This window comes from Pedobacter duraquae, from assembly GCF_004362245.1.
Lineage (GTDB): Bacteria > Bacteroidota > Bacteroidia > Sphingobacteriales > Sphingobacteriaceae > Pedobacter > Pedobacter duraquae.
Window position 1 is genome coordinate 906,281 of the sequence record NZ_SNWM01000001.1, and the last position, 14,776, is coordinate 921,056.

At 41.5% G+C, this 14,776-nt stretch carries 11 protein-coding genes; 1 reads left to right on the plus strand and 10 read right to left on the minus strand.

All coding sequences use genetic code 11. The annotated features are described in order from the left end of the window. Positions 1 to 52: 52 nt before the first annotated feature. From CLV32_RS03990 to CLV32_RS04020, 7 genes are all read right to left on the minus strand, one after another. Complete coding sequence (locus tag CLV32_RS03990; RefSeq protein ID WP_133552612.1) at positions 53 to 1,135, minus strand: alpha/beta hydrolase; 1,083 nt, start codon at positions 1,133 to 1,135, stop codon at positions 53 to 55. Continuing rightward, complete coding sequence (locus CLV32_RS03995) at positions 1,135 to 3,132, minus strand: TlpA family protein disulfide reductase (protein ID WP_133552614.1); 1,998 nt, start codon at positions 3,130 to 3,132, stop codon at positions 1,135 to 1,137. The genes CLV32_RS03990 and CLV32_RS03995 overlap by 1 nt, the downstream gene beginning before the upstream one ends. 60 nt (positions 3,133 to 3,192) lie before the next feature. Next, the gene (locus tag CLV32_RS04000; RefSeq protein WP_133552616.1) at positions 3,193 to 4,590 is read right to left on the minus strand and encodes a RagB/SusD family nutrient uptake outer membrane protein; all 1,398 of its coding nucleotides are present in this window, start codon (positions 4,588 to 4,590) and stop codon (positions 3,193 to 3,195) included. Positions 4,591 to 4,601: 11 nt separating this feature from the next. Then, complete coding sequence (locus CLV32_RS04005) at positions 4,602 to 8,192, minus strand: SusC/RagA family TonB-linked outer membrane protein (protein ID WP_133552618.1); 3,591 nt, start codon at positions 8,190 to 8,192, stop codon at positions 4,602 to 4,604. Positions 8,193 to 8,233: 41 nt separating this feature from the next. Continuing rightward, a complete protein-coding gene (locus CLV32_RS04010; RefSeq protein ID WP_166641873.1) occupies positions 8,234 to 9,253 on the minus strand; it encodes a FecR family protein in 1,020 nt (339 codons plus the stop codon). Positions 9,254 to 9,360: 107 nt separating this feature from the next. Next, positions 9,361 to 9,954, minus strand: a complete 594-nt coding sequence (locus CLV32_RS04015; RefSeq protein WP_166641874.1) for an RNA polymerase sigma factor — start codon at positions 9,952 to 9,954, stop codon at positions 9,361 to 9,363. A gap of 133 nt (positions 9,955 to 10,087) precedes the next feature. Then, the gene (locus CLV32_RS04020; protein WP_133552624.1) at positions 10,088 to 11,104 is read right to left on the minus strand and encodes an LLM class flavin-dependent oxidoreductase; all 1,017 of its coding nucleotides are present in this window, start codon (positions 11,102 to 11,104) and stop codon (positions 10,088 to 10,090) included. Between the two features lie 292 nt (positions 11,105 to 11,396). On the opposite strand from CLV32_RS04020, the gene CLV32_RS04025 reads away from it, so the two are divergent. Next, a complete protein-coding gene (locus CLV32_RS04025; RefSeq protein WP_133552626.1) occupies positions 11,397 to 11,882 on the plus strand; it encodes a hypothetical protein in 486 nt (161 codons plus the stop codon). 86 nt (positions 11,883 to 11,968) lie between these two features. Here CLV32_RS04025 and CLV32_RS04030 read toward each other — a convergent pair whose 3' ends face one another. The 3 genes from CLV32_RS04030 to CLV32_RS04040 form a co-directional block, all read right to left on the minus strand. Then, complete coding sequence (locus CLV32_RS04030) at positions 11,969 to 12,592, minus strand: carbonic anhydrase family protein (RefSeq protein ID WP_133552628.1); 624 nt, start codon at positions 12,590 to 12,592, stop codon at positions 11,969 to 11,971. Between the two features lie 14 nt (positions 12,593 to 12,606). After that, positions 12,607 to 13,500: a bestrophin family protein gene (locus CLV32_RS04035; protein WP_133552630.1), complete on the minus strand. Its 894-nt coding sequence runs from the start codon at positions 13,498 to 13,500 to the stop codon at positions 12,607 to 12,609. A 121-nt stretch (positions 13,501 to 13,621) separates the two neighbouring features. Continuing rightward, a complete protein-coding gene (locus CLV32_RS04040) occupies positions 13,622 to 14,776 on the minus strand; it encodes a TlpA disulfide reductase family protein (protein ID WP_133552632.1) in 1,155 nt (384 codons plus the stop codon).

The window sequence follows — 14,776 nt, forward strand, 5'->3', positions numbered from 1 at the left end:
GCCTATATCATAATTATTACTACCTAAATTATTTTGTATGATTTGTTAAGCGCTATCGGATGGTTTTATCAATCCAGTTTTTTATGATAGCTAGTACTTCGGGAGAAACACCAGATTGTATTTTTGTATATTCTGCTGCATCGCAAGTTTGACAAGGCAGCAGCAAGTGGTTGAGTCCAGGCATTTTTATTGTCGTGACGTTATTGTTTCCTCCGGCAGCGGCATAGCTTTTCCAATTGGCCAGGTTACTATCTGCAGCTACATACAAGTCTTTATCCCCGTTGATGGCGAGTATGGGCACTTTAATCGCGCCAATTGTTTTTGGTGCATCATACTGAATAAAATAGCGGTACCAGGGACCGATGGCCGTTCTTACATAACTGTAAATTGGAAACCTGAAGTGATCGAACTGGATGTTTAAGGTTTTAAAATACGCGTCATCTTTCAGCTTCCAGGTCTGGTAAGTCTCGTTCAATTTGACCTCCATACTATCAGAATTCGCATATTTGTAGGCCACCTTAAACATGATCGTATTGATCTCATTGGAGCGTTTTTTATCATAGTCTGGCAAGGCTGAGGCCGCAACCAGGTCTTCGTTTTGTTTATATAAATTATCCAGCCCAGACATAGCAACACCGGACAGACTGATCAGAAATTTGACATCTTTGCTTTGTGCAGCTGCGATTGACATTGACGCTCCACCTTCGCTATGGCCAATTAGTCCAATTGTAGCTGGATTAATATCTTTTCGGTTTTTCAGGTAGGCTATTGCGGTCAGCGCATCCTCAGCAAAGTTGCCCGTAGTAGCCGTTTCATACACACCTGTCGTTTTACCAACGCCCCTATCATCTGTGCGTAATACGGCGATACCGTGCTGACTAAGGTAAGTTGCAATTTCCAAAAATATTTTGTGCCCGGCCATAGTACCATCGCGGTCCTGTTTACCTGTTCCTGAGAGAAAAACCAGTGTAGGAAAAGATTTTTTTCCGATAGGTTTAGTCAGCGTGCCGCCAAAAGTAAGCTGTCCATCGGCACTTTTAAAGGATACACTATCAGATGAAATCTGAAATACTTTGTCTTGCGCGCTCAGCGAAAAGCCGCAGCAAAGAAGGATAATTATAATCGAGTTCTTCATTACTTAGCCGCTTTAGTAAGTTCTACCATCGTTGAGATTTCATCAGCAAGTTCAGTGGCACTACCTTTAAATCCGACGGTGATGAATCTGACATTTCCATTAGCGTCGACAATAATTTTTTGCGGGATTCCGGAGATTGAAAATGCCTTACAGATCTGGTCGAACGTTTCTCCTGTAGCCTTAGCATTTGGCGCTTTATTGTCAAACAGCACATTGAAGCCATACTTTTTCTCTTTAATATACTTTGCAATTTCCGCTTTATAATCTGCGATAGTTTCTTCAGTATCCACGAAATAAAATACCACATTTGGATCTTTCGCATATTTATCCACCGCCAGTTTCATTCCTGGAAAAGAGGCTTTACACGGCACACACCAGGTTGCCCAGAAGTCGAACACCACAGTTTTGCCCTTAAGATCCTGAAGCTTTACCATTTTACCGTTTAGGTCTTGCATTGCGAAATCAATCATGGGCTTATTGATTATTTCTTTTTTGATTTCCTCAACCATTTTGAGTCCATCAGCGTTGTTTTTCAACCCATTCAGATATTTGTCATATCCTTTATCAGTACCTGTTCTTTTTACATAACTGGCTTTCAGCATCTCCATCATCTCCGGGCTGCTCTGATTTTCGAAAACGCTTTTTTCCAGCAAAGTTCTCAATTCTACTTGCTGATTCAGCTCTTTCAGTGTATTTGCCCGCTCTGCATTTAATGCGGCACGGGTATAGCCCAGGTATTGTTTGGCTAAGTTGCCATAGGCTAATGCCTCTTTATATCTACCTGCTGAATTTAACAGGTGGACGTGCATGTACATCGGGCGTGTAATGATCTCATTTACATAATTCACCCATTCTTTTGGGGAGAGATAAGCAAATTCTTCAGGGCGGTTAGCACGCAGATATTCCATTCTTTTTAGGATCAACTCTGATACAGGAAGAAGCTCCGCATCTGACATACCATTTTTTCCGAATTGAATTTCCACTACCTTGTAATACACGGTTGGCAACACGCTAAACGGCACTTTATCGATGTATTTATTCAATTCTTCATAGTTGTGCGTACCATAAGTACTGAGTACGACGATATTTTGATAGATACCTGGATAACTCATCCTGTTTTCAGTATTGAATTCAGCGTTTGAGCCCTCTTCGGGAAAATCCTGCACAAACTGTTTATTGGCGTTTAAAAGGGCATTGACATCAGAACCAACCGGCATTTTTTTAAACGCCGCTAATCGTGCGAGGCTGCCTTTAGGAAATTTTTGAAGCATTACTTTGTCGACCGAGTCTGCCGTCACTTTATCCTGTACCAGGCGTAAAAGAATCTTTCTGGCATTTAGCAAATCATTTTCGCTGGCTTCAGGCCTTTTCAAATAATTCAATACCCGCTGTAAGCGTGGTCCGGCATCATTTTTAAAAGTCGCATTTAAGGCTAGCGCGTAAGGATAAACCAAATCAGACTTTGCCGATTGATTGAAACTGATTTCCTGATTGAGCCAATGGTAGGTTGCAGAATCGCTGACCCCTTTAAATTTAATATAACCGGGGATATCCATACCATATTTTGGGGAACGGGCAAGGCCCCAACCGGCATAGGCACCTGGAGCCTGGACACCTTGTCTGGTCTTGTCCATGAACATGGAGAAATACCCCTGATTGTTATTGTTGTCAGTAAGCGTATCAGCCTGAAACTTCAGGGCAATGATACCGGCCTTTTCAGGGATTTTATAATGAGTTTTCCAGACATTTCCAGTATTTACAAGATTAATATCCTCTGCATACCATTTGTAGTTCTGATACGAATAGAGAACAGCGGTAACCTTCTTCTTATTACTCAGGGGTGTACCTGTTGCATCATAAGTAATTTCAATATCCTGACCAGGCGTAGGACGTTCAGGCACTATTTTATAAGTACCTGGGCCTTGTGCACGTGCAAACAAAACTATTAACGAGAGTGCTAATACAATAAGGAATGATCTGTTTAGTATTTTTTTCATTTTGGTTCGGTTAGCTGCTGAGCAAATGCTCAGCAGCAATATTCATTGTGTGTGTGTGTATTATGGGTTTTTCTCCAATTCAGGATTCAGATTTGTAAGGAATTCTGCAATAGGAAAAACGTAGCGATCGCTATTTGGCGCCAATGTGGAAGTAACACCATTAATAGTCCTGGTATAGATGCGTTGGAAAGCCGGTTCAGCTTTCAAACGACGCATATCCCACCAGCGTAGCATACGCCCGAAGAATTCTCTTCTTCTCTCTTCTATTACTTTAACCAAGGCATCACTTGCTGATGTTGCAGTAAGTGCAACATAGTCGGCAGGTCTGAAACGCTTAACGCGTAAATTATTTACCCAAAGCATTGCATTTGTTGCATCACCGGTTCTGGCAAAATATTCAGCTTTTATAAGCATCATCTCAGGCACATTTGGCCCTACATTACGTGTTTCTCCGATACGCGCTTCGCGGTAAGCATATCTACCTGTATATGTTGTAGAAATGGTGGCTGCGGGAACGGTTAATAAAGTATAGCGCTGATCTGTGGTACCTAGTAGTGTAAGCAACTCATCACTTAACCTCAAAGGTGTTGGGCTAAAAGTGAGTGCGTTTCCTAAGGCAACTTTTGATAAGAGGATTTCGGGATCATTAATACGACGCGGATAATTGGCACTGCTTACACTTGTTAGTGCGCCCAGGTCATTGAGTGTACTGCGCATGGCTAAGGCAAGATCAGCGTATTTGTTGGCATTAGCATAGTCGTTCATATACAAATAAACCCGTGCCAGTTCACCATAGGCACTTACTTTTGAGGGCAGCGTATTATAGGCCTGCGTATTGGGCAAGGCCGGAATTGCGCTGGTCAGGTCGTCGATGATCTGAGCATATACTGCCTGTACCGAAGGGCGATTGAGTTTCTGACTAACAGTTTGTGTCAATATTAGTGGCACACCAAGATCGGTAGACGCGGTAGCGCTGATGTAAGGTTTAGCGTACAGGTTTACCAGGCCCATATAGGCATCTGCACGATGCACTTTAGCTTCGGCTATCATTTCTGCCTTTTCAGCATCCGTTCCCTGAGCAGCTGGTAGTTCAGCTATAATGGTATTGCTGTATAAAATAGAACTATACATTCTATTCCAGTTGTCATCCTGCTCGTAAGTACTACCCAAGGTATAAATAACAGGTTTCCAGGTATAGCTGTTCAAGTAATAAGCGTAAAACAAACTTCCGGAAAGCGAGCTGATTTGCGCTGCATCAACGATATTAATATCGTCAGAAGCGAAGTCGCCGAGATTGGTATTCGATTCGAAGTTATTTGTACTATTTAAAAGGTAGCGGTAGTTTACAGCCTGATTAGGTACCAGGTTCCCTTGTGTTTTAATGTCGACGTATTTCTCACAGCTCATAGAAAATAAAGCTGTTACACCGATAAAAAATAGTTTATAGGATTGTTTCATCTGAGTATCGATTAGAAGTTAACATTAAGTGAGAAGTTATAAGAAACCGTAGCTGGCAAGCCAAGCGTGGTTGTGTTTAAGCCACTGGTAAAGTCGGGATCGATACCTTCTTTATTTGCTGTCCAAAGTAAACCCAAGTTTCTTGCCGCAAAAGCAAAGTTTGCACCTTTAATGGATTTGCTGATGTGCTGAACCGGAATTCTATAAGATAACGATAGTTCCCTTAACCTGATATAGTCGCCCTTCAACACATTGATGTCTGACTGCTGGTAACGTGTTAAACTGATAGTGGCATAGGTACCGGCTACTCCTGGAACGTTAGTGATAGCTTCATCACCAGCCTTTTGCCAACGCTTAGCTACGTCTCCACTCAGATCATAGGTAGTACCGGTTCTTGCAGATGGGTAAGCGGCAACCGTTGGTTTTAGAAATACACTTCCAAACTGGTAGGTAGCGACTGCCATCAGCGTGAATTCTTTAAATCTAACAGACTGTGTATAGCTACCGAAATGTGGCGCTGTTCTTCTTCCAGCATAGGTTAAGGCGTCCAAAGAATTCAGGTTCACGTTGGGTGCTATTTTGTTTCCATTCTGATCATAGATCAGTGTCATACCTGTAGCATCCAGACCTGCGTTACGATAAACCAGAATTTTATCTGTAGGATAGCCGGCGATTAACGAGCTGTAGGCCGGGCTGGCATAGAACGATGAGGTAGGCACAAAACGTGTATCTATCACTGTATTGTTGTTATAGGCATAAGTTAGGCGTCCGTTAACATCCCACGCATCAGAAGTGTGGAAGACCCCTCCTAAAGACAGGTCTACTCCTTTACCATTTAATTCACTTGTATTTCTGGTGAGCGCTGTTACACCGTAAGTTCCACTGATGGGGAAAGAATAGAAAAGATCTTTTCCATGTTTGCGGTATACATCTACGCTACCTGTAATTCTGTTCTTCAGGAAGCCGAAGTCAAGGCCCAGATTGCTGACATAGGTTTTCTCCCAGCGCAGCTCTGGATTGGCTGGCGAAATAATACTTGCTGTTGGTAACCCTGTAGCACCATCTGCACTTCCCAGGGCTACATAAGTAAAAGGATATACCGTAGTTGAAATATTACCATTTACACCGTAAGTTGCTTTTAAGCTTAAGTTAGAAATCCAGTTTACATTTTTAAAGAAAGATTCTCTTGAAGCATCCCATTTACCTCCAAATGAGTAGAGTGGCGTTGCCCTGAATGAACGGTCTACACCGAAATTGTTATAGTCGTCATATCTGACACTTGCAGAAACCGTGTACCTTGATTTGTAGGTGTAGGCTGCGTTACTATAGTAAGAAAGGTATCTACGGGTTTTATCCTGTTGATTCGCAGCACCGCCGATGCCTGATGTATAGCCGGCAATGGTAGTATATGGGGTGAAAAAATTGACGGGACGGGAAATACCTGTGCCCATATTATAACCATATAATGTAGACGTACCCTCACCTTGTTGAGTCTGTCTGATCTCCGAACCGGCGATTGCATTAATCTGATGATCTGTGCCTAAGGTGGTGTCGTAATTCAATTGTCCCCTTACGGTGTAATTGTTAGTACTTGCATTTGCAGTGTTATATATACCGCCGCCACCAGAAGCAAGTCCTAAGCTGTTTGTTGCTCTTCCGGTAGTAGGAATTGGTGTGAACCCATTAATATAATCACGGTAATAATAGGTGTTCTCATTATAGAAATTCCTTGCAGTTGTAAAGCTCCGTTCTGTATTGTAAAAAGCATTTGCGGAAAGACCTTTGACGATGGGCACATTGAGATTGAAGTTTGCCGAGTAGTTGTTGTCTTTTTGTATGTTACTGGCATTATCAATCTCATCCAGTGCATTATACCCCCAGTTTAAAAATCCACTTGGATATAACGTATTCACCCATCCACTGTAGTAGCGTTTGGAATAGGACACACGATTTCCGTTATCGTCAATTAATTGATTATAAGGCATAAAAGTGGCCGAACTCGGGTTGAATAAACTGTTCAGACTTACTCCGTTATTTTTGTAATTTAAGAATGCTCCTTTCAGATTAGTTGTTAGGGTGGCTACTTTGAACAGTTTGAACGTATTGTTTAAGGTCACTGTTAAGCGGCTACCACTATTTCCCACAGCGTATGGATCTTCTTTTGAGTAGGATGCGCCGTAAAAATAGGTGGAGGCATTACTACCGCCACTTACGGAGAAGTTATAGGTTTGTGACGTTGCGGGCCTAAGCAGGTTATCTTCTATTTGAGCGCGACTATCTCTGGCCGAATATTGAGCGATCAAGCTGTTGTAGGCTGTTTGGGATATTGTGCCTGCTCTTAATTTAAAGGTCAGGTCGGTTACATCTGCAACAGGCGTGCTAAACGGAGTTCCGGCACTAGGTGCAGTGATGACATTTTTGGCTACAAGTTCCTGTTCGTAAGCGATCGTTTGTGCTGAGTTCATCATTCTTAAATAACCAAGATCCGGATGATTTGAAACTGATCCTGTAATAGAAAAACTAATTGCTGGTGCCTGACCAATTTTACCACTTTTGGTGGTAATTACCATAACGCCATTTGCCGCTCTTGTACCCCAGATTGACGCTGCCGCAGCATCCTTTAGGAAAGTCACAGTTTCAACATCGTTAGGGTTTATAGAAGAGATATCATTCTCTGTTATCGCACCATCAACAACCACTAACGGCATGGATTCGGCTTGTAAGGTACTGGCGCCACGAACCATAAAGTTATAATCACTTGCACCTCTGGTACGTGTACCACCGTTAATCGAAGCACGGGTATTTCCGTACACAAAGCTATTGTCGCCGGCGTTGATGGTTACTTTCACACCCGGAACCATAGATTCGAGCCTGTATAACAAGTTTGGCACCTGGACTTTTCCCAGTTGCTCAGCAGTAATCAATTCTGCGGCACCAGTACTACGTTCTTTTGATATTTTTTGTAAACCTGTTGATATTACAGCAACTTCTTCCAATTGGTTTGCCGCTGAAGGCTTCATATTAATAACCAGATTACTAATGGATCCAGTTACAGGATAGGAATAATTCTGATAGCCTATAAAAGAGAAGCCCAGCAATGTAGCACCATTTTCCAAACGCAAATTGAAACGGCCATTGGCATCTGTAATGGCTACGCTATTGGAACTATTCCCTTTAACAGAAGTCCCGGGTAATGGTTTTCCGTTTTCATCGACCACCCTACCGGTGATGTAGATTCCATCCTGATTTGTTGCCGCTATAGGATTATTGGCCCTATTTGGAGAAAACAAGGTTTGATCTCTGGTAACGATGGTATAGTTACCGTCACTTACATATAAAAACAACAGGTTATTAGGATAAAGCACCTGCTTAAGTGCTTCTTCCAGGTTTTTTGCCTTCAGGCTTGCAGCAGTGGTAGTCTTACCCTGAACAACATCATGTTCGTAGGCGAATTTGGTATTGTATTTTTTGGAAATGGCATTGAGAGCAGCCTCTACAGTCATTGTTTTTTCTGATTGCTGTGCCTGAGCGGGAGACACTGCGAAAACAGTAAACAATAGCATGTAGATGCAACTGAGTAGTCGGGTAAATCTTTTTTTCATTGTGTGAGTTTAGTTGGTTTGGTTTGTTGATAAACAGTTAGTTAATGTCTGTTTTTCAGGTAGATCGTATTGCCCTCTTTTTTAATGTTGACATTCAAAATATTTTTCAAGGTGAAGAGCAGGCTTTCTTCAGTTTTTATCGAGATTGCTCCATCTATTTTCTTATTCCCAAGTGCCGGATTGTCGAGCACCACTTTGTATCCATAGAGATCTTCAAATTCTTTCAGGATATCGTTGACGCTGGTTTGATTGACAATAATTTTTCCGGTGATCCAGGCTGTCTGGTTGCCAAGTTGGTTTCCGTCGGTAACTTCCTTACCATCTTCACCAAGGTTGATCAGGTCTCCGGGCTTCATCATGTAGTTAGCACCAGTTTTCAATGCGGTTACCCTCACTTTACCTTTTACCAGCGCAATATTGGTTCTGTTATGACGCTCTTTAAGGTTAAATTCTGTCCCGAGTACCTGAACATGTGCAGCTTTGGTAATCGCTACGAACAATTCACCTTTTTCAATCTGTTCTGGATTGACGTTGATGTGTTTTACTTTAAAATAACCTTCACCGGTTAAGTGAACTTCCCTGCGGGCTTTCCAATTGAATGCACGCGGGTAAGTAAGAACGGAATTAGCATTTAACTGCACTTCCGAACCGTCTGGCAGGTGTACCAGTTTATTTTGAGCGAACTCAGCTTTCACGGTAATTATAGATTGCGAGAACCAGGCAACAAAGGCAATGAGCAGCATAGATGCGGCGATACCGGAAGTCCAGATTAAGCGGACAACTTTTTTCCGTTGATTGCTTTGGAATTTATTTACCGAGAAGTTGATGTCTTTCAACAGGGAATCTTTAAAACTCGCTTGCACTTCGGTACGCCGATCGCTCAGAATAAGATGGAGCTGCAATTTCGCCGCATGAAAAATTTCCAGGTTTGCGGGTGCTTCGGCCTGCCACTTGTCCCAAAAAGCGACATCGGCAGGTGCATTGTATTTTATATAACGCAGAAAGTCTGCATCATCTAAAAAATCAGTAATGGTAAAAGATGTAAATGTTTTGTTTAGCATAATTTTGAATGATTTATCGACCATTCAATTATACAAACAGTAAGAGAATAAAAATTACCCCACGGAAATATTAATATTTTGAAATTTTATTGTTGAATTTGAAAGAATCATCTTTTTACAGCCAATAGAATAGCTAAAAGCATGGCTTTATCGATTTTCAATAGCTCACGGAGGGCTTCAAGTGCACGTGCGCTTAATTTGTAAGCCCCTTTTTTACTGAGATTCATGATTTCAGCGATTTCATCATAATCCATTTCTTCAAAATATCTCAGGTAGATGATCTCTTTTTGACGGCCTGTGAGTTTATTCATGGCTTCGCTAAGCTGATTCATCTTTTCGTGCTGCTCTTCCTTTTTGATGTATTCTGACTCGACATTAAACTTAAGATCGAACACTTCATTGCTCTCCAGGTCGACCTTTTGGTATTTATTTTCTTTTACCCGATAATTTATAATGTTGTTTCTGAGTGCTGATAACAGATAATATCTGATGTTATCTGTTGGTTTTAGTGTTTTGTGATTTTCCCACAACTTAACGAACAGATTATGAAGACAGTCTCTCACGGCTTCCTCATCATAGAGCATACGCATTCCATAGTGATAGAGCGGGGAGAAATTTTTGTTATAAATTTCATCCAACGCCAACCTATCTCCTTTCAACAAACGCTGCCAGAGGTCGTAATCGTTATATTCCTTTTCCACTAAGATTGATACGGATTCTCAAAGTAATATAAATTTTACGTTAAATCCGCAGATTCACATAAAATTACCAGTCGTATTAGTTTTAAGAATCCGTTTATCTGGTAAAAACCAGATTGTAAGTGCTTACGATAAGCTATTTGTTCAATAAAGGGATGACTTTAGTGCCAATTAATTCTATTGACTGCATGAGTTGCTTGTGAGTAAGTCCGGCGTTATCCATCTGAAAGGTAAATCGGTCTACACCTCCCAGTGCGTCACTATGCCTGATCAGCTTTTCGGCTACCTGCTCGGGACCGCCGACAACAAGTACCCCTTGGGGGCCTATCAGGTTGTTGAATTGAGATTTTGTAACTGGTGGCCAACCACGTTCTTTGCCCAGCCTGGTCCATAGCTCAGCATAACCCGGATAGTATTGTTCCAGGGCATGACCATCATTAGCTGCTACAAACCCTGGAGAATGCAGGCCAACTTTTAAATCTTCTGGAGCAAAGCCAGCATCATGTCCAGCTTCGCGGTAGATATCAACTAAGGAGCGGAAGCGCGCGGTCTGTCCGCCAATCACGGCTACCATTAACGGAAGGCCCAATCTACCTGCCCGTGCAAATGATTCTGGAGTTCCCCCTACGCCCAGCCAAATGGGTAATTTTTCCTGGAGGGCACGCGGATAAACGGGCTGGTTCTTTAATGCGGGCCTGAATCTGCCAGACCAGGTAACAAACTCTTCATCCCGAATTTGGAGGAGTAAGTCAAGTTTCTCCTGAAATAGCGCATCATAATCTTTAAGATCAAACCCGAAAAGTGGATAAGCATCTACCGCTGAGCCCCTCCCTACTACCAGTTCCGCACGCCCTTTTGAGATTAGGTCCAGCGTAGCAAAACTTTGATAAACCCGTACAGGATCGGAGGTACTTAAAACAGTCACGGCGCTGGTAAGTCTGATTTTTTTAGTGCGCGCTGCCGCAGCAGCAAGAATCACTACAGGTGCGGAATCCAAAAATTCCTTTTTATGGTGTTCACCAATGCCGAATACGTCCAGCCCGACTTCGTCGGCCAAAACAATCCTTTCCAACAGTTGCTCCATCGCGTCAACACTGCTCAATGCATTACTGCCATACATTGCCGAGGCAAAGCTGTCTATCCCTATTTCCATGTTTTTGCTATTAAATGTTAATTCGCAATTAGTCGCTATGGTTTCGGGACATAGCTTTTATCCCTGAGTTGAAGACAAGTTAAGAAACTTAAACAAACAAATATCGCGGGAAATCGAATGTTTACATTATTAATGCATTTAAACAAAAATAGGTATGTTTGATATGTCAAACGTTCATATGAAATTCAAATATTCAGCTGCCCTTCTTGTTTTTATTTTTTTTAGCCTAGCCGGCATTGCACAGGATTATAAATCTAGTATAAAACAACGTTTCACTGCATATTCCCAACATATGAAAGATAGGGAATTCAACAAGGCCTTAGACTTTGTACCAGAAGCAATATTTACTGTAGCGCCCCGGGCACAGATGGTAGCTCTTTTTGAGCAATTATTCAATAATAAAAGTATGGAAGTAAAACTGATCAGCTTTGAGATCAAAGAAATCAGCAATAGCAGGAAAATTGATTCATCTTATTATGCACATATCAGGTATGTTTCTGTGATCAGTATGAAGATGAACGCAGACACTACTGAGTCTCCAAATACTAAAGCACTACGGATATCGATGACAAAGGCTGCATTTGCCAATAAGTTCGGGTCAGATCATGTTGCAATCGATGAAAATACAGAAACCTATATTATAACCACGCCAAAACGATCCTGGGCAATTTCAACTAATGGACAAGATGGATGGAAGTTTGTTAATGTAGAGCCTTCTCAACGCATAATCATGGAAAAAATCCTACCTAAAGAATTAATAGAAGAATCTCTTAACTAGATAGTGGCTCTAATATTAGCCATATAGAAATGACAACAAAAAACGCCACTGCCAGTAAAATGGTGGCAGTAGCAGGGATGCATTAACTATTCAAAAAAGTCGACTTTACCAGTCTCCACATCGTAGACTGCGCCAAGAATCTTAATCACATTTTCTGCTTCCAGATCTGCGACAATCTGACTTTCCTTTCTGATTCTGTCAATTGTCAGTTTTACGTTGATTGCAGTTACGTTATTGACGAAGGCGGAATTCTTACCATCCCGATCTACAAGCGTGGTCTTTTCCTGTTCGATAGCCGGAGCAATTTTAGCTAAAAGTCCGGTTAAGTTACCCATTTCAACATGGTTGCAGGCACCAACGATGGCGCCACATTTCGTGTGCCCCAAAACTACGATGATTTTAGTACCTACAACTTTGGTGGCAAATTCCATGCTACCTAAGATATCTTCATTCAGAATATTTCCTGCTATACGGATGCTAAAAATATCACCCAGGCCCTGATCAAAAATAAGCTCTGCTGAAGTACGGCTATCCATACAACTTAAAATCGTGGCGAACGGAAACTGACCTGTAGACGTCTCGTTTACTTGTTGTAAAAGGTTTCGGTTTGCTTTCAGGTTATTAACGAATCTTTGATTTCCTTCTTTTAAGATTTCCAGTGCCAGATCGGGCGTTAAATGATCTTGTGTTTCTTTAGAATGTGTACGCATAAATATAAATTCGGTTAAAGGATGTAAAATGATTCCTGACTTAATGGCTGAGGAATATCCTGCTCATTAAGGAGTTGTTTAATATTGATTTCGATTGTCCGTGAGATTGTTGTCATAGCAGTATCGGTAGGCAAGTTACTGAAAGGATTTTCCAGGTGGCTTGCAGTTTTTTCGAGCAAAAAAAAGGCCGCTGAAATTACCAGCAACAAAGGTATCTCAAAATAACTTTCAATATCACGTAAAGATATGGAAAGTGTGATCAGAAATAAATATATAGTTAAATGCAGGAAGTAACGGTAAGTTACAGGAAATACTGTTGTTTTTATCCGCTCTGCCATGCCCATGGCATTGGAAAAATTAACCAGTGTGTTGTTAATCTGAACGTGCCCAAAAATGTGGAGCTTGTCCTTTTCCCGAAGATCAGTAATATGTAAGGTATTCAACTGTAAGATAGCCAGATGTTTGTTATTGTGTTTACCAATATGCAGAAGATCCTCTTCCGACAAAAAATCATCAATGTTGGCCACTGGATCTAGTCCCCTTAAGGACTGGCTGAGACTATAGCACCAGGCAATTTGCCTGTATCCAATCTGCTTGATATCTGTATGCCTGCTTTTGTCTACAAATGACTGTAACTGCAAAATGAAGGTTCGGCTTTCGTTTACAATACTTCCCCAAATTTTACGGGCTTCCCACCACCTGTCATACGACTGGTTAAGTTTGAAAGAGAGAATCACAGAAATTGCAGTACCCAGAAAGGCAGGTATTCCGAGCGGCATTTCGGGGATAAAAGAGTCAAATCTCGTTGTCAGATAATAAACCACCAGCCCGATAACCAGCACATAGGTTAATTCGTATTTGACTTTATTAAAGATATAACTTAATGGAAGGGGCTTTTTTAATAACATAAACGCAGTTGAAGAAGACTGTATACAGCAAGATACTTGCCAAAATGAACTACGAGATTAGAACAAAAAAATGCAGGCGACATCCATCAACCTGCATTCCACTATATACTTAAACTAACTATTATTTCGATTGTCCTTCAAAGATGCTTTTTAACTTATCCGTTAAGGCTTGTCCTCTGAGATCCTTCGCCACGATTTTACCACTTGGATCTATCAGAAAATTCATTGGTATAGCTGTTACTTCATAAAGTCGGCCTGCCTCATTATCCCAACCTTTCATATCCCCTACCTGAGTCCATGTGAGCTTGTCATCGGCAATAGCCTTTAGCCATTTGTCTTTATCGGTAGGTTTATCCATCGATACACCGAGAATTTCAAAACCCTTTGATTTGTAAAGCGCGTATTCTTTGATCAGGTTTGGATTTTCTCTTCTGCAGGGCGCGCACCAGGAAGCCCAAAAATCAAGGAGTACATACTTGCCTCTATAATCGGAAAGTTTAACCATTTTGCCATTTGCATCTGGCTGAGCAAAATCTGCTGCCTCTACCCCTTCCTGAGTTTTCTTAGTTGTAGCAATCCTTGCGGCAACTTTTTTACCAAGAAAACTATTTCTTAGATTTTGGTTGATGCCGTCAAAGACCTTTTCCATGGCAATGGCGTCAAAGCCTGGTGCCAGAGTGGAATTCAACGCCATCAGTGCCATATACTGATTCGGATTCTCCTTCACATATTTAAGTTTAGCTGTGATGATTTCGTCAGCAATTACCTTAGCTCGTTCTTCCAGGGTCTGAAGATAGGCCTTATCTTGTTTTGTGGCTTCTGGTTTTGCACTGAATTCAGCTTCTAACAACTTGTATTTTGCATAAATTGGGCGAAGATATTCGTCAACTTTCAAGACTTCATCGTTAAGTGCCGATCCTGTTATTACAGCTTTCGAGATCGAGTCCTTAGCAGTCAACTCGATATTTTCATTGCCTAGTAAAAATGCTTTTCCATCACTTGAATTAGTACCCATAGTAACGCCAGTGGCATTATGTCTGATTCTGATAACGGCATCAGTAATGGAAACTACTGAGCCTTTAAATTCGAATTTCCCGTTCAGGATGGTCGTAGAATCAGCCTTAACTTTGCCGTCATTATTGGTGAGCAGATAAGCCATAGCAGGTTTATTCAGTCTACCAACCTGTCCTTTTATGGTATAGCTGCCTTGCGCCGTAGCTAAAAACGGCGTAACAGTCAGAAGTGTGTTTAAAAGAATTCTAAATTTCAATTTCAT